Genomic DNA, 16,843 nt, shown 5'->3' on the forward strand with positions numbered 1-16,843 from the left:
TTTTATTTGCATTCTCATACATAATACCAAACGCAATCAACGGGGGAAAAAGAATGAAAGTTGTTATAGTTGGAGCAGGAGTTGTGGGGGCTTCAATAGCCAGAGTCCTCAGTCAGTACAATGAGCTTGAGATACATCTTCTTGAGAAAAATGCCGACGCAGGAATGGGCGTCAGCAAGGCAAATACGGCAATAATACACCCGGGCCATGAAGATGACCCTGATAAGTATCCGCTGAGGGCAAAGCTCTGCGTTAGGGGCAACAGGCTCTGGTATCAGTGGACCAGAGAGCTGGGAATACCCGCCAAATGGCCGGGAGAGCTCATGGTCGCCGTGGAAGAGGAGGACATGAAGGTTGCGGAGCACTACCTTGAGCTCGCCAGGCGGAACGGTGTTCCGGGGGTCAGGCTGGTCGACCACGATGAGCTACTCAAGCTTGAGCCCAACGTCAACCCGAACGCCGCGGGAGCGCTCTGGGCACCCACAGCAGGCCTGATGTCATCTCCCATGGCGGCACCGGCGATCGTTGAGAACGCCGTTGAAAACGGCGTCAGATTCCATCCCGAAACCGAGGTCCGGGGAATAAAAATCGAGAATGGAGAAGTTAAGGGTGTTGAGACGAACAGGGGGTTTTTTGAGGCAGACCTCGTTATAAATGCCGCCGGCCTCTACGCGGACAGGATTTCGGCCATGGCCGGGATAGATTACTTCACGATACATCCCAGAAAGGGAGAGTATTTCGTTTTTGATGATGATGCCGAGCCGAAGGTGACGAGGATAGTGCATCAGACGCCCACCCCGATTACCAAGGGTGTCTACGTCATCACCGAGATGAACAATGGACTCATGATAGGGCCAACCGCCCAGGATCTGCCCGAGGAGGCGAAGGAGGACACATCAACAACAAAAGAGGGTCTTGAGTTCGTGTGGGAGTGGGCGCAGAAGCTGGTGAAGGAGCTCCCGCCAAGGAACAGGGTTATAAGGACGTTTGCAGGCCTGAGACCGGAGCCCCCTGACGGCAGATGGATAATAGAGGCCTACGATGATCCGTGGGGCTTCATAAACGCCGCGGGTATAAGGTCACCCGGCCTCACATCCGCACCGGCAATAGCCCAGTATATAGCTGAAGAGTTAATTCAGGGGAAACTGGACATAAAACTCACCAGAAAGTCCAAGTGGAACCCCTACCGGAGAGCATTCTGGTTTAAGGCCCTTCCCAGAGAAAAGCAGGCAGAGCTCATAAGGGAGAACCCCGCCTACGGGAGAGTTATCTGCATGTGCCGCACGATAACCGAGGGGGACATCGTGAATATAATCCACAGAATGAAGAGGATGGGAATAAAGACGATAAGCCTCGACGGCATCAAAATGAGGAGCGGCGTAATGTCCGGAACCTGTCAGGGCTCGTACTGCAGGATAAGGATAGCAAACATAATCTCCAGGGAAACCGGGATTCCCCTCTGGAAGGTCACGCTGAAGGGGGAGGGGACAGAATATGGCATCGGCGATGTTAAGGTCCTCCTGAGGGAGGAGGTGAAGGAGAATGCGGAATGAATATGATGTCGTTGTCATCGGCGGCGGGCCTGCGGGACTTGCCGCGGCAATAAAATCAAAGGAGCTCGGGATGAGGGTTCTCCTCATAGAGAACAGGGAATTCATCGGAGGGATTCCAATACAGTGCGTGCACCCCGGCTTCGGGCTTCACTACTTCAGGGAAGACCTCACAGGGACTGAGTTCATATACCGCTTTATTGAAAAGTTCATGGAGATGGACATCGAACACTACACAAACGCCCATGTCCTTGAGATTATCCCCCACTCATACAGGCACAAGATTCTGAAGGTCGTTACAGAAAAGGGGCTCCTCGATATCATGACGAAGACCGTTATTTATGCAACCGGGGCAAGGGAGAGGCACATGTTTGAGATAGGAGTTACGGGACACAGGGTTGCCGGGATATTCACAGCAGGAGAGGCCCAGACGATGATGGACATCTACGGAATAATGCCCGGAAAGGAGATTGTCATAGTGGGCTCCGGTGACGTGGGCCTCATAATGGCGCGCCGCTTTGTTCTCGAAGGCGCCCATGTTAAGGCCGTCATAGAGCTGATGCCATATCCCGGAGGGCTTACGAGGAACGTCGTCCAGTGCTTAGAGGACTTCGGGATACCCCTCTACCTCAGCCATGCCGTGACGAGGGTTGAGGGAAAGAAGAGGGTTGAGAGGGTCATCATCACGAAGGTCGACGAGAACCTCAAGCCAGTCCCCGGAACGGAGGAGGAGCTTGAGTGCGATACGGTAGTTCTTGCGGCAGGGCTTGTGCCCTATCTGAAGGTCATAGAGAAGGCGGGAGTCATTATTGACCCGGCAACAATGGGGCCGGTTGTAAACAGCTATCTTGAGACCAGCGTTCCGGGAATATTTGTAGCGGGAAACGCCCTCGTTATCAACGACCTCGTTGATTACGTCGTCGAGCAGGGTGAGGAGGCGGCGGTTGGAGCTTACGAATTCGTCAAAAACGGAGGGCTGCCTGCCATGAAGTGGAAAAAGCTCGTTAAGGGCAGGAACATCAGGCTGGCCGTGCCGCATTATGTCTCCGATGCAAAGGACGTCATGATATATGCGAGGGTGGCAAAGCCCGAGGAAAACGTCATTCTGCGCTTCCCGGAGATAGGGAAGAAAATGAAGCTGCCCTTCGTTAAGCCCTCCGAGATGATAAGGATAAAGCTCAGGAAAGCCGATATAGCCAAAGCCGGGGACAAAATCACCATGGAGGTCGTTCCAAATGAGTGAAACCAAAAAGTTCAAACTGACGTGCATAGTATGTCCCCTCGGCTGTGAGATAGAGGTGACCATGGAAGGCGACAAGATAACGGGCGTTAAGGGATACACGTGTCCCAGAGGAGAGGAATATGCCGTTCAGGAGGTAACCGCGCCCAAGCGCGTGGTCATGAGCGTCGTGAAGGTTAAAGGCGGAATATTCCCCACGGTTTCGGTGAAAACGGATAAGCCAGTTCCAAAGGAGCTGATACGGGAGATAATGAAAAAGCTTGCCGGTGTGGAGGTTGAGGCGCCCGTGCATGTCGGTCAGGTCATAATAGAGAACATCCTCGGCACCGGGGCGAATATAGTGGCAACGAGGCCCGCATGAGGTGATCGCATGAAGCTGAGTGAGCCTGTTATTGCGATTAATTTTAAGGCTTATGCTCAGGCGACGGGTGAGGGGGCTTTGAGAATAGCCAAAGCCGCAGAAAAAGTCTGGAAGGAGACGGGAGTAACCATAGTCGTCGCACCACAGCTCGCAGACCTCTACAGAATAGCCCAAGAAGTCGAAATTCCAGTCTTCGCCCAGCACATCAACCCAATAACGCCGGGCAGCCACACAGGCCACGTTCTCCCGGAGGCAGTCAAAGAAGCCGGAGCAGCAGGAACACTCCTCAACCACTCCGAAAACAGAATGATTCTTGCAGACCTCGAGGCAAGCATTAGGAGAGCAGAAGAAGTCGGCCTCATGACAATGGTGTGCTCCAACAACCCCGCGGTGAGTGCCGCGGTTGCAGCTCTTGGCCCGGACTACGTTGCAGTAGAGCCACCCGAATTAATTGGAACAGGAATTCCAGTAAGCAAAGCCAAACCAGAAGTCATCACCAACACGGTTGAACTCGTTAAAAAAGTCAACCCACACGTCAAGGTTCTAACTGGAGCAGGCATAAGCACAGGCGAGGACGTTAAAAAAGCCCTGGAGTTGGGAAGCGTCGGCGTCCTGCTAGCAAGCGGCGTCACAAAAGCCAAAAACCCAGAAAAAGCAATAAGAAACCTGGTATCACTCATAATCTAAAACCCCCTCTTTTGTTCTTTATCCCTCAGAATATATGAATCATATCTCGAAAATCTTAAATACATTGACTGTAAATAACACCCGGAGTGATACGGGGGGATAAACATGAAATTTACGGCTCTCACAATTAGCCTCGATGATGAGGAGATAAAGGCAGAGGAAATTGAGAAAGAAGACATCTACGGCGTGATAGACTATGCGCTCTACCTTCACGGCGAAATTTACAGAACCTACCAGCTCGACCCATACGACCCCAACAACGTTGTCGTTTTTGGAAAGGGGCCGTTTGCGGGTTCTGTTCTGCCGGGATCACACAGGCTGATGTTCGTGTTCCGCTCACCGCTTTACGGGGGACTCTTCCCTTCGGCGATGGGTGGTGCCGCCTACCAGTTCCAGAGGGTCGGCGTTGATTTTGTTGTTCTAAAGGGCAGGCGGGAGAAGCCGACGGTGATACTTCTCAGCGGCGATGGGGAGAACATCAACGTCGAGCTCCATGAAATCGAACTTGAAAAGATTATCGAAATCTGGAGGGATTATAAGGGTGAGGAGGGTGTTTATGCGCTCACCCAGTACCTCATAGACAGCTTTAAAGACAGGTTTGATTCCGAGTTCAGGATTGCCTGTGTGGGCCCTGCCGCACTGAACACGAACTTTGGCGCCATATTCTCCCAGACCCTCAGGAAGGGTGAGAGGGTCGTCGGCAGCGAGGACTGGGCCGCGAGGGGCGGTCCGGGAAGCGTCCTCATGAGGGCCCACAACGTTGTGGCCATAATCTTCGGAGGAAAGGCAAAGAAAAAGTTCCCCGGGGAGGATATAAGCAGCATAAGAAACGCCAGGCCCATAGTTGAGGGGGTTTTAAAGAAGCCCATGTTCGAGGTCATAGCCGAAAAGACCACGAAGTACAAGTACAACCCGAAGCTGAAGACCGGCGGAACATTTGGAGGAAACTACCCCGCCGAGGGAGACTTTGTCCCGATTCTCAACTGGAGGATGCCCTACATTCCGAAGGAGGAGCGCATCAAGATTCACGAGAACATAATGAAGCACTACTGGGAGCCATTCAACAGAGAGGCCATAGAAACCAAGAACTGGACGACCTGCGGTGAGCCGTGCCCCGTCGCATGCAAGAAATATGCCGATGGACACCACATCGAATATGAGCCCTTCGAGGCAAACGGTCCCCTCAGCGGGAGCATAGTCCTGAGAGCAAGCCAGATCAGCGTTCATGCCGCGGATGCGATGGGATTTGATGCGATAGAGTTCGGCGGCACGGCGGCTTGGGTTCTTGAGCTTGTTCACAGGGGGCTCCTCAAGCCCGAGGAAGTTGGCCTGAGCGGAAAGCCGGAATTCACAAAGGAATCACTTCTCCTCAAGCCCGTGGAGGCAAGTGAAACCAATGCCCGGCTGGTTGCGGAATTAGCACACCGCGTGGCCTTTGCCGAGAATGAGGTTGCGAAGATAATCGGCCTCGGAAAGAGGAAGGCGAGTGCTGTATTTGATGAGAAGTTCAAGGACAGGCTTAACTACGGGGAGAGCTTCAAGGACTGCGGCGTTTTCGTCCCTCTCGGCGAGAACGGGGAGATAACGCCGACGATGTACTGGGCGATTGGAAACTACATCCCCCTGCCGATTCAGGGAAGATACTGGACGTTCTACCAGTTCGGGGTCTTCCTTGAGCCGGAAGAGCTCGCAGGGAAGATAGTTGCCAGCGCGACGTGGGAGTTCTGGTACGACAACATAGGCTGGTGCCGCTTCCACAGGGGCTGGATGAAGTCAGTTCTCAAAGCCCTGTTCATTGAGGCCTACGGCGTCAATGTGGACATGGAGGAGCACTCAAGGAAGCAGCTCAGGAGAATCATAGAGTTTGCGAAGAAGGCGGGCTATGAGCCGGTGTTCTGGGACAGCATGAGGGTGATTGACCTTGTGGCCAGGGGAAGCGAGGAGTTCGGCAACGAGAGGTGGGCTGCCAAATTCAGGGAGGACAAAATAGGAACGGCCAAGGAGTACCTCAGAAGGGTCCTGCAGGCATACAGCGAGATACTGAATGTGGACTGGCGGATTTAACCCTCTTCCTTTCCACAATTTCTTCAGCCAGATTCAGCATTTACGGTTTTTGAGTGTTTTTCATGGGTTTAAATCAAAAGCCCATGGGGCAAACCCTTATATCCCCCTTCTCCCTCAGAATCTCAGGTGATATGATGAGGGCTGTGGTGATAGGCTCCGGCATCGGAGGGCTCCTGACGGCATCATTTTTATCGAAAAGAGGTTATGACGTCACCGTAATCGAAAAGTCCCCCTTCATAGGGGGCAGGTGCACCAACCTGAACTACAAAGGCTTCGGCCTCTCCACGGGGGCATTCCACATGATTCCCCACGGTGCCGACGGCCCCCTTGCGCATCTCCTCAAACTCCTCGGAGCCCACGTCACTATCATCAATTCAAGGCCAAAGGGCATGATTCTCTACGAGGGAAGGCTATTCCCCTACAGAGACGGGTGGAAGTATCTGAGCTTCAGGGAAAAGGCCAGAGCGGTTAAGCTGCTGGCCGAAATAAAGAGAAATAAGCTCCCTTCAGGAGAAGAGGCGGGGATGAGCGGGCGCGAATGGATTCGGGAGAGGATAGGGGACAGCGAGTTCACCGACCTCTTCATCAAAAGTTTTCTCGGCTGGGCTGACAGCGTCCTTGATGTCCCCGCAATAGAGCTCGCAAGGGAGATAAAGGCAGCCCTGAGGTGGGGAGGGCCCGGTCTGATTAAGGGGGGCTGCAAAGCCCTGACCGGGGAGCTGGCCGGGATCATAGAATCCGGCGGGGGGAGAATCCTCACGGGGAAAAAAGCTGTCGGGGTTGACATCGAGGCAAAAAGGGTCATCACCGCTGACAACGAAGAGCTTCACTACGACGTTCTGATTTCCAACATCGGGATTAAAGAAACCGTGGAGCTCATCGGAAGGAGGAACTTTGACCGCAGCTACCTCAAACAGGTGGATTCGCTTAAACCGAGCGAGGGCATAAAGTACAACGTGGCTCTGAGAGGAAAGCCGAGGATAGGCAACACCGTCGTCTTCACACTCGATACAGAGAGGATAAATGGCTACAACGAGCCGTCGAGCATTTCTCCGGAGCTAACCAGAGAAGGCCACACCCTGATAATGCTCCACCATGCATTAAGGTCGGAGAACATCAAAAAAGAGCAGAGGCTCGGCATCGAGGATATCCACAGGATTTTCCCGGATTTTGACAGGGAGGGCGAGATTCTGTTAATCCAGACCTACCTCGACGGAAATCCGGTGAACCGGGTGGCTTCCGGCCAGATTGTGGAGGAGCTTCCGGTTGAGGATGTTTATGTTGTGGGGGATGCATACAGGGGGGAGGGAGGTATTGAAATAGACGGCATAGCCCTCGGTGTTATGAAAACCCTGGAAAAACTTGGCCTGGGAAGGTTTGATGGGTGGTACCTGTGATTCCTTTCCGGCATTTTCTGTTTTCGGTGTGAAACGCTCAAAACATATGCGTGACTTTCTTTTAAAAATGCAAGCTCCAATCCCTCTTTCCCGAAATTTTTTCTGTAAATCCTTCATTATTGCTAAGGAAGGCTTTTATCTTTTAAAGCCCACCCCCAATTTACGGAGGTGGGAGGATGAAGCGTGTTGTTATAGCTTTGGGTGGGAATGCTATTCTTCAGCGCGGTCAGAGGGGGAGTTACAGGGAGCAGATGGAGAATGTCACGAAAACCGCAAGGCAGATTGCAGACATAATTCTCAACGGGGATTACGAGGTTGTAATCACGCACGGGAACGGGCCCCAGGTTGGAGCCTTGCTCCTCCACATGGACGCAGGCCAGACCATCCACGGAATTCCAGCCCAACCAATGGACGTGGCCGGAGCAATGACGCAAGGGCAGATAGGCTACATGATAGGACAGGCTTTAAGGAACGAGTTAAAGCGGAGAGGCGTGGAGAAGCCAATCGCCACCATAGTCACCCAGACCCTCGTGGACAAGAACGACCCCGCCTTCCAGAACCCAAGCAAACCCGTCGGGCCCTTCTACGACGAGGAAACCGCAAAAAAACTCGCCAGGGAGAAAGGATGGGTCGTCATAGAAGACTCAGGAAGGGGCTGGCGCAGGGTCGTTCCAAGCCCAGACCCGAAAGGACACATTGAAGCCCCGGTAATCCAGGAACTGGTCGAGAAGGGCTTCATCGTTATCGCCAGCGGAGGCGGCGGAGTTCCCGTCATAGAGGAAGACGGAATGCTGAAAGGCGTTGAAGCCGTTATAGACAAGGATTTAGCAGGGGAAAAGCTGGCTGAAGAGGTAAACGCTAACATCTTCATGATACTCACCGACGTGAACGGTGCGGCAATAAACTTCGGAAAACCCGGGGAGAAATGGCTCGGAAAAGTTAGCGTTAAAGAATTGAGACGTTATTACGAGGAAGGACACTTCAGGAAAGGCAGCATGGGGCCGAAAGTTCTCGCAGCCATGAGATTCGTGGAATGGGGCGGCGAAAGAGCAGTAATAGCCGCACTGGACAAAGCAAAAGAAGCCCTCAAAGGAAAAACAGGAACCCAGGTTCTCAGGGGCTAACGGCCCCAAGTTTTTCAATCCCTCATTAAAGATCCCTCATGCTCAGCCATCTGATGGCCTTTGCCGCCCTCTCCGGCGTCGGGAAGTTCTTGATTCCGTGCCTCTCCAGCAACTCAACGCCGTCCCTGGTGAGCTCACCGGCCATGAAGTTCGCTATAACCGGCTTATCACAGCTGGCCTCGATGATGGCTCTGGCTATCTCTTCGCTCGACAGGAAAATCGGCGGAACGCAGATAACCAGCAGGGCATCGACGTTCTCATCCCTGCAGACAACCTCCATCGTCCTCCTGTAGCGCTCGTAATCAGCATCCGCTATGAGATCTACCGGATTCTTAACCGAGCACTGGGGCGGGAGGAAGGAGCGCAGCTCCTCAACCGTCTTCTCGCTCAGCATCGCAATCTCAAGGCCGAGCCTCTCAAGCTTATCCGTTGCGAGAACCCCTGGCCCCCCGGAGTTCGTTATGACAGCGACCCTCTTCCCGGCTCTGGTGTACATCTCAAATGCTTTGGCAGCATCGAACAGCTCTTCCATCTCCTCAACCTCTATGGCCCCTGCCTGCCTGAAGGCGGCGCGGTAAATCTCATAGCTCCCTGCGAGCGAGCCCGTGTGGGAAGCAGCTGCCCTGGCACCGCTCTTGCTTTTACCTGCCTTGAGGATTATGACAGGTTTTCTGGCCGCTGCATAGCGGAGTGCATTTAAAAATTTCCTTCCATCCCTGACACCCTCGATGTAGAGGGCGATGACCTTCGTGTTCTCATCATCCGCAAAGTACTCAAGAAAATCGCTCTCGTTTAAATCCGCAGCATTTCCATAGGAAACGAAGGCCGAGAAGCCTATGCCCTCGTCGTTGCCCATCGCCAGTGCAGCCCCGCCGAATGCCCCGCTCTGGCTGATTAAGGCCAGTCCGCCAGGATTAACGCGAACCTCGAAGGAGCCGAAGAAATTCCCGTGAACGCCGAAGATTCCGGCACAGTTGGGGCCTATAACGCGAACGCCGTGCCTCTTTGCCTTTTCGACCAGCTCGCGCTCAAGCTCCTCGTTCCCGACCTCGGAGAAGCCGGCGCTTATAACGACCGCACCTTTGATGAGGGGGCCGATTTCGTCGATCAGGGAAGGAACGAGTCTTGCAGGAATGGCTATTATGGCCGTGTCAACGGCTTCATCGAGCCGCTCACGGATTTGGAAGGCTCTCCCTGCAACCTCAACGGTTCCGCCCTTTGGATTCACCGGGATTATCTTTCCCTCGAAGCCGCCCTCGACGACGTTCCTCAGGATTTCGTGCGCTATGGCGCCCTTTTTGAATGACCCGAAGACCGCGACGCTTGAAGGGTAGAAGAAGTAATCCACACCACCACCCCCGAAAGAATCTCCACAGGCAATAAAAAAGCTTATTGGTTCCTTCGCATAAGCTTTGTCCATGGGGAAAAAATACAGGAAGGTCGTTGTCGGGGGCACGTTTGACAGGCTCCATCTCGGGCACAAGGCTCTGCTGAGGAAGGCCTTTGAGGTTGGCAGATACGTGTATATCGGGCTAACTTCGGACGAGATGATAAAGGAGAAGCCCCATGCCGAGAAGATTCTCCCTTACGGGGTGCGCCTTCGCGACCTTGTGAAGTTCTTCGAGGTCAACGGATACTCGGGCTACCGCATCATAAAGATCAACAGCGCCATAGGGTTTGCGGACAGGCTCAAATCACTGGATGCCATCGTTGTGAGCGAGGAAACGTATAAGGGCGCCCTCATAGTCAACCGCGCAAGGGAGGAGAGGGGGCTGAAGCCCCTGGAGATAGTTACCATAGGAATCGTACGGAGCGGGATAGGACCGAAGATAAGCTCTTCCCTCATAAGGGCCGGTCTCATAGACCCCTTCGGAAGGCCGGTCTCCAGTGGAAGCAAGGCCCATAAAGGGAAAGACGTTTAAGGGTTAAGAGCGATAACACCAGCGGTGATATCAATGCTGAGTGAGCCTGTTATTGCGATTAATTTTAAGGCTTATGCTCAGGCGACGGGTGAGGGGGCTTTGAGAATAGCCAAAGCCGCAGAAAAAGTCTGGAAGGAGACGGGAGTAACCATAGTCGTCGCACCACAGCTCGCAGACCTCTACAGAATAGCCCAAGAAGTCGAAATTCCAGTCTTCGCCCAGCACATCAACCCAATAACGCCGGGCAGCCACACAGGCCACGTTCTCCCGGAGGCAGTCAAAGAAGCCGGAGCAGCAGGAACACTCCTCAACCACTCCGAAAACAGAATGATTCTTGCAGACCTCGAGGCAAGCATTAGGAGAGCAGAAGAAGTCGGCCTCATGACAATGGTGTGCTCCAACAACCCCGCGGTGAGTGCCGCGGTTGCAGCTCTTGGCCCGGACTACGTTGCAGTAGAGCCACCCGAATTAATTGGAACAGGAATTCCAGTAAGCAAAGCCAAACCAGAAGTCATCACCAACACGGTTGAACTCGTTAAAAAAGTCAACCCACACGTCAAGGTTCTAACTGGAGCAGGCATAAGCACAGGCGAGGACGTTAAAAAAGCCCTGGAGTTGGGAAGCGTCGGCGTCCTGCTAGCAAGCGGCGTCACAAAAGCCAAAAACCCAGAAAAAGCGATAAGGGACTTAGTTTCGCTGATTGTTTAATCTGCAGGGTTCTGGTTTTCAACATTTTACATTTTTTCTTTTGAAAGCCCCGGGCGGGGATGCAACAAACAATTCAACGGGCGCTCTAACAGGAAACTCGTTTAACGCCCAAAAAGATTGCATGGAGGATTATGTCCCTTTTCACAAGTGGAGGTTTTTCGATGCCGGTTTTCTGGATTATGAAGCCCGTGAACTCATCGCCCGGAAACAATGGCCTCAACCTCCCTTTGGATAAGCCCTGGAGTATTCTATCAACTTCTCTGCTTTAGCACTTGCAATGTATTCCCTTACGACGGCATTTGCATTAAGGCGTTTGTTGTACCGCTTTAAATAAATGAAGTCCAGCAGGGTTTTTTCCAAGTCTGAATACTGAATTTCTCCGCTTTTAACCACTCCGAAGCCCAGGAGGGATTTCTTCAGCTTGACGAACTGAACATTCTCACCGAGAATCTTTACCGGTTTTGGCCGGGTTATTGCAGGAGTGACTACAAAGAGACGAGAATAGTACTCGTAGGTGACCCCGTTGAGTCTGAGGGCCGTGTAGAGGCCGAAATACCATTTTATCCCCATCTTCTCCATGGCCATAGCAATCAGCTTCATCAGGTCAGGCGTTTTCCCCAGCTTGTACTCTTCCAAGGTTCTGACGTAGTAAATCCCGCGCAGGATTCTAACGAGGTAGCCCCTGCTTATGTAGTAGTTTACGATGTACCCAGGTTCTCACCAAACCTCCTGCAGATTTCCTCCAATTCCTTTCTGGTGGTTACCCTGCCCCCGTACTTTGAAAAAATGAACTTGGTGATAAGCTTCATGCTCAGAGTTATCTTAAAAAGCTAATGGTTGATTAATAACCGGATTCAACTTGGAATCCTTTGGACTCATTCATTTTTTGTTTTATGTTTAGTGTTATTTGAGAAATTTTGAATCTGAAAATCTGAGATATGTTCATTACAAGCTACTTCAAATTCGTCGTTAAAAGAGTCATGGTTGGGTGTTATGTTTCAAAATTTTAAACCACCTGATAAACAGTTGGGCCTTTTAGACTTTACAAACATCCTGTGTCTCTGAGCTAAGTGTAAGTGATGGTTCGTCACCGGTGAACGGGTCTTCACTTTGTCCCACACGCTACTAAAACTTAAAAGCATCAGGATTGAAGATTAAGGTAGCTCAAACTCATCGGGAGAGTGGTCATTATGATGACAACCGAAAGTAAAAGCCTCGTGGACGAGGCCAAAACCGTTGAGTCCCTTCTCAAACGCCTCGAAACCGAGACCTCACTTAGCGATGCTATGGAAACGTTCAGGAAAATTTTCGAGCACTGGGGTTTTGAGCGCGAGGATGAGGACATTGAGAGGGATTACCTCGATGACTTTGTGGATGAGAACACTGGCGAGTTGAGGATAATCTCCGTTGCCTCCTCTGACCTCGGCATGAACTTCTATGTCATCTACGCTGAAACTTGGAAGGACACGCTCAAATACCGTCAAAAGCTCGTGAAGAATCTGCTTAACTTCACCTCATATTCCTCGGATATCTCATTCGCCAACTTCATCCTAATCCTTGACGTGATAGAGAACCAGGAGAGTGAGAAACACAAATACTGGAAGCTCATCATACCCATCTACCAGAGAAAGCTTGAGAGCGCAAAGCTCAACGTCTACGTAATCGACCCAGAGGAGAAGAAGCTCAGGACGCTGGCAACAAACATCGCGAAAGTTGCCCTGGAGCTCAGGGAATATGATAGCCTTTCTGCCAGCCTGATCAAGGATGCGCTGGACAAATACATGCTCGTTAAACCATTGACGGAGGAGTTCTTTAATGAGTACAAGAGGAACTACTACGACCTTAAAAACTGGATTAAAAAGAGATACGGGTCTAAACTAAGGGCACTATGTCCAGATGACTACCTCCTCACCGCTGAATCGATGGAGATACCCAAGGCCAAGAGAGAGGAGATTTTCGTTGAAAGGGCCACCAAGACCTTCGCCCACACGTTCTTCAACAGGCTCATGTTTGTCTACTTCCTCCAGAAGAAGGGCTGGATAGTTGACCTTAGTACCCTCAGAAGGGATCTTAGAGATGAGGTAGATGTCAGAAACTTCGTCAGGTGGCTCCACGATCAGTACGAAGAACACGGCGGCAACTTCTATCGGGACTACCTCAGGGTTCTCTTCCTCTACGCGATGAACCGTCCGAGGAGAGGCTACGGCCGTAAAGATATCGATGCTATCAAGAGCGTTCCCTCTCCCACAGTTAGGGATGTCTTTCTCTACGGTGTTCCATACTTCAACGGTGGGCTCTTCAGCCCGGTTGAGATAGCGGGCGTTAACCTCGACGAGGTCATTACGGAGATAGACGACAGGCTCATGACCGAAATCATTATGGGGTTCTTTGAGGCCTACAACTTCACCGTCACTGAAGAGACACCTTATGAAGTTGAGGTTGCCGTTGACCCGGCGATGCTCGGCAAAATCTACGAATCCCTGATTGCAGAGGAGGAGCAGATCGAGAGCGAGGAGGAGAGGAGGGCCTCTGGAATATTCTACACCCCGAGGAGCGAAGTGGACTTCATGTGCAGGATGGCCGTTTACCAGTATCTTGAAAGGAACACCAAGCTTGATAAAGACCTTCTCATGAGGTTCGTGTTCACACCATCCTACGAGTGGAATCCAAAGAGCCTCTCCTGGGAAGAGATAGATGCCCTTGAAAAGGCCCTCAAGGACGTTAAGGTCGTTGACCCGGCCGCTGGAAGCGGTGCGTTCCTCGTTGGAATGTTCCACCTTCTCATAGAGCTCCACGAGAAGCTCACCGAGGACAGCAGGGTTACTTACAAAAAGAAGCTCGAAATCATCAGGGACAACATCTACGGCGTTGACATAAAGGACTGGGCGATAAGGGTGGCGAAGCTCAGGCTCTGGCTGGCGCTCATCGAGGGCGAAGGGAGGATTCCAAACGAGCCCATTCTACCCAACCTTGAGACGAAGCTCGCGATTGGGGATTCTCTCGCCCCGCCACACTTTGTTCTGAAAATCGGCAACAAGAAGAAAGTCGTTGAGATCCCCTTGGCCAAGTTCAGGGAGAGCCTTAAGCTTCTCTGGGCCAAGAAAGGTGCCAGTGAGGCGATAGTCGCTTACAAAGAGCTCGTGAGAAAGTACTACATGGGGGAGAGGATAGATGGGAAGCCTGTAACGCTCAGGGACATCGAGGGGGCCAAGTGGGGTGCGCTCCAAGAGTTCCTTGAGAAGGCTTTGGAGGAGGAGCTTAAAGCCAGGGAAAAGAAGGAGGTAAAGCTGCTCCTTGAGGCCGTCAGGAAGGAGGACTTCTCGGCCCTTGAAAAGCCGCCCTTCATCTGGGAACTGGACTTCCCTGATGTCATGCTTGAGAAGAGGGGCTTCGACATCGTCATTGCCAATCCTCCCTACGTGAGGCAGGAAAAGATTTATCCCGAGTACTACGATTTAGCAGAGTTCCAGATGCTGCCGAAGAATGAGCAGGAGAAGCTCAAGAAGGCATACAAAAAGAAGATAATTAACCACATGGAGTCCATAATCAAGGACAAGTTTAAATATGAGATGAAGCTTCCGGGGAGGAGCGACCTCTACGCGTACTTCTTCATCCAGGGCGTCAACCTGCTGAATCCAAAGGGTGCACTGGTCTTCATCACCTCGAACTCGTGGCTGGATGTAGATTTCGGGAAGGCCCTGCAGGAGTTCTTCCTGAGGTTCACCCACCTGAAGGCGGTCATCGACTACACAACGAGAAGCTTTGAGCAGGCGGACGTTAACACCGTGATTACCGTCTTGACGAGGAAGCCCAAGGAGCTTTTCAACACGGCTGGAGAGGAGTGCGTGAACTTCGTCCTGCTGAAGAGGAGCTTTGAGGAGATCGGCCTCGATACGGTGGGGAAACTGCTCGAATGCCACGCTGGAAAGGTAAGGGGCATCGAAGTGTTCGGCGGTAAGGTTTACAGCTACGAGGACGATGAGCTGAGGGTGAGGAGCGTTAAAGCGGTGGAGCTTGCAAAGATGGGCGGCCTTAAGGTCGGAAAGAAGAACCAACTCCTCGGAACCTACAACATCTCCGGCGAGTACAAGGGCATGAAGTGGGGCGGGATTCTGATCAGGGCTCCAAGAATATTCTACGTGATTCTGGATAAAGGAAAAGGAAAGCTGGTGAGGCTTGGGGAGATTGCTGAGGTTAGGTTTGGGATTAAAACAGGAGCGAACGAGTTCTTCTACCTCGAGCCGATAAAGAACCCCAAGGAGTGGCCCGTTTGTCCAGTTTGCGGCAGGGTTCACAAGCCAGAAGAAGGATTAGTTGCTGTAAAGAATAAGGCAGGATGGGAGGGATACATCGAGGAGGAGTTTTTGAGGCCCGTTGTTAAGAGCCCACAGGAGATAAAGACCTATCGGATTAGACTTGAAGACCTTAAGCTCAGGGTGTTCTTATGCAACCTTCCGAAGGAGAAGCTTAAGAAGCAGGGAAGAGTTCATGCGTTGAAGTATATCGAGTGGGGGGAGAGTAGAGGGTATCAGAACCGTACTACCTTACGTGGGAGGAGACTCTGGTGGGACTTAGGATCATCTCATACTGAGCCAATTGCATGGGCAATGATTCAAGCGAAGAGACATAATATCCATTACAATGATAGTAATGTGGAACTTGACCATAACTTCTTTGGCATAACTCCGATAGGTTCAGAGAGTGTAGCTTTGTACCCCGTACTTATTGGAACTTTTCAAATCTTAGTAAAGGAATTGTTGGGAAGAGCGTACGGTGGAGGTAGTGGGCCAATAAAAAACGAGCGTGTTGACATAATTTCCTACATAACGATAAACCCTCAGATGCTCTCAGAAGATCAAATGGAGAAACTTCTCCAAGCCTTCAACCGCATGGCAAACCGTCCAATCAAGTCCATCTTCGAGGAGCTCGGCCTTCCGAAGCCCAACCGCGACTTGAGCAACATCAAGCCAGAGGACGTCTCCCTTGACAAGGTTCTCCCCGACCGCCGTGAGCTTGACAGGGTCATCTTCGAGGCCCTCTGCCTAACCGAGGAGGAGCAGCTTGAGGTTTACAAAGCCGTTGTGGAGCTCGTGAAGGCGAGGCTGGTTAAGGCGAAGACGTTTTCAGGGAAGAAAAAGAAGTGATAACCATGGACGCCTTTCAATACCTTCCCTACACTATTAACGTCCTGAACAGAATATGGAAGAGGATTAATCTGAAAAAGGCATTAGCTACCAAAGGGCAGCCTTTTTTCGATGATTTGGACTCGGCAATTTTAACATTTTTTAGAGACTATTTTAATGCAATTGGCGATTATGTCTTGTATTCCTACATTCTGGAGCCAGAAGATCCAAAAAGAGAGGCTGAGATGATTGTTTATAAATTAAGGGAGGACTATGAGAATCTGATTAATGCTACCAAAAATTTGATCCTCTTCTTCGTTGCCCATAAAGAGGAGTTGAAGGGGCTTTTAAAGCCGAAGGACTGGCTTTTGTTGGAAGAAATTATGGTTGCCTTTGAAGGGGACAAGCCGAATTGGGACTTTCTTTATCAGGTTGCCAAATCGGTTGAAGTAACCCAAAACGAGAAGCAAATAGAGTTTGAAATCACTCTAAACAGGCTTTTGGAGGAGTTTAACCGAGAGACTGGGGCAGACAGGCTTATGAAGAGGATCATGAAAGACACCAAAAAGAAACGTTCTGAAAGGGATTGAGGAAAATACAACATTGGAGCTTTCAAATGTAAATTTAAACTTCTTTAGGTTGCTCCTCTGGAATCAACCGGCGGTAC

13 protein-coding genes are annotated in these 16,843 nt (G+C 51.5%); 11 read left to right on the plus strand and 2 right to left on the minus strand.

The window, feature by feature from the left end; genetic code table 11:
* Positions 1–53 precede the first annotated feature (53 nt).
* From ACYQ27_RS12315 to arcC, 7 genes are all read left to right on the plus strand, one after another.
* Positions 54–1,553 carry an NAD(P)/FAD-dependent oxidoreductase gene (locus tag ACYQ27_RS12315; protein ID WP_456453287.1) on the plus strand — a complete coding sequence of 500 codons (1,500 nt, stop codon included), beginning with the start codon at positions 54–56 and terminating at the stop codon, positions 1,551–1,553.
* Positions 1,543–2,793 carry an NAD(P)/FAD-dependent oxidoreductase gene (locus ACYQ27_RS12320; RefSeq protein ID WP_460041719.1) on the plus strand — a complete coding sequence of 417 codons (1,251 nt, stop codon included), beginning with the start codon at positions 1,543–1,545 and terminating at the stop codon, positions 2,791–2,793. The genes ACYQ27_RS12315 and ACYQ27_RS12320 overlap by 11 nt, the downstream gene beginning before the upstream one ends.
* The gene (locus ACYQ27_RS12325) at positions 2,786–3,151 is read left to right on the plus strand and encodes a DUF1667 domain-containing protein (protein ID WP_456453283.1); all 366 of its coding nucleotides are present in this window, start codon (positions 2,786–2,788) and stop codon (positions 3,149–3,151) included. The genes ACYQ27_RS12320 and ACYQ27_RS12325 overlap by 8 nt, the downstream gene beginning before the upstream one ends.
* A gap of 9 nt (positions 3,152–3,160) precedes the next feature.
* Complete coding sequence (tpiA, locus tag ACYQ27_RS12330) at positions 3,161–3,838, plus strand: triose-phosphate isomerase (protein WP_460041720.1); 678 nt, start codon at positions 3,161–3,163, stop codon at positions 3,836–3,838.
* A 105-nt stretch (positions 3,839–3,943) separates the two neighbouring features.
* Positions 3,944–5,902: a glyceraldehyde-3-phosphate:ferredoxin oxidoreductase gene (gor, locus tag ACYQ27_RS12335; protein WP_460041721.1), complete on the plus strand. Its 1,959-nt coding sequence runs from the start codon at positions 3,944–3,946 to the stop codon at positions 5,900–5,902.
* 134 nt (positions 5,903–6,036) lie between these two features.
* On the plus strand, positions 6,037–7,299 hold the full coding sequence (locus ACYQ27_RS12340) for a phytoene desaturase family protein (RefSeq protein ID WP_460041722.1): 1,263 nt from the start codon (positions 6,037–6,039) through the stop codon (positions 7,297–7,299).
* A gap of 176 nt (positions 7,300–7,475) precedes the next feature.
* The gene (gene arcC, locus ACYQ27_RS12345; RefSeq protein WP_456452390.1) at positions 7,476–8,423 is read left to right on the plus strand and encodes a carbamate kinase; all 948 of its coding nucleotides are present in this window, start codon (positions 7,476–7,478) and stop codon (positions 8,421–8,423) included.
* 25 nt (positions 8,424–8,448) lie between these two features.
* Here the strand turns inward: arcC and ACYQ27_RS12350 are convergent, their stop codons facing one another.
* Positions 8,449–9,771, minus strand: a complete 1,323-nt coding sequence (locus ACYQ27_RS12350; RefSeq protein WP_460041723.1) for an acetate--CoA ligase family protein — start codon at positions 9,769–9,771, stop codon at positions 8,449–8,451.
* 70 nt (positions 9,772–9,841) lie between these two features.
* On the opposite strand from ACYQ27_RS12350, the gene coaD reads away from it, so the two are divergent.
* Together coaD and tpiA (ACYQ27_RS12360) are read left to right on the plus strand one after the other, a co-directional pair.
* Positions 9,842–10,345, plus strand: a complete 504-nt coding sequence (gene coaD, locus ACYQ27_RS12355) for a phosphopantetheine adenylyltransferase (protein ID WP_460041724.1) — start codon at positions 9,842–9,844, stop codon at positions 10,343–10,345.
* 27 nt (positions 10,346–10,372) lie between these two features.
* On the plus strand, positions 10,373–11,053 hold the full coding sequence (gene tpiA, locus ACYQ27_RS12360) for a triose-phosphate isomerase (RefSeq protein ID WP_460041885.1): 681 nt from the start codon (positions 10,373–10,375) through the stop codon (positions 11,051–11,053).
* Between the two features lie 216 nt (positions 11,054–11,269).
* Here tpiA (ACYQ27_RS12360) and ACYQ27_RS12365 read toward each other — a convergent pair whose 3' ends face one another.
* Positions 11,270–11,653, minus strand: a complete 384-nt coding sequence (locus ACYQ27_RS12365) for a type IV toxin-antitoxin system AbiEi family antitoxin domain-containing protein (RefSeq protein WP_460041725.1) — start codon at positions 11,651–11,653, stop codon at positions 11,270–11,272.
* A 590-nt stretch (positions 11,654–12,243) separates the two neighbouring features.
* Here ACYQ27_RS12365 and ACYQ27_RS12370 point away from each other — a divergent pair.
* Positions 12,244–16,197 (plus strand): Eco57I restriction-modification methylase domain-containing protein, encoded by a 3,954-nt coding sequence (locus tag ACYQ27_RS12370; RefSeq protein WP_460041726.1) that lies wholly within the window; start codon positions 12,244–12,246, stop codon positions 16,195–16,197.
* On the plus strand, positions 16,194–16,766 hold the full coding sequence (locus ACYQ27_RS12375; protein WP_460041727.1) for a hypothetical protein: 573 nt from the start codon (positions 16,194–16,196) through the stop codon (positions 16,764–16,766). Before ACYQ27_RS12370 ends, ACYQ27_RS12375 begins: the two co-directional genes overlap by 4 nt.
* Positions 16,767–16,843 lie beyond the last annotated feature (77 nt).

It is taken from the genome of Thermococcus atlanticus (genome assembly GCF_054657855.1).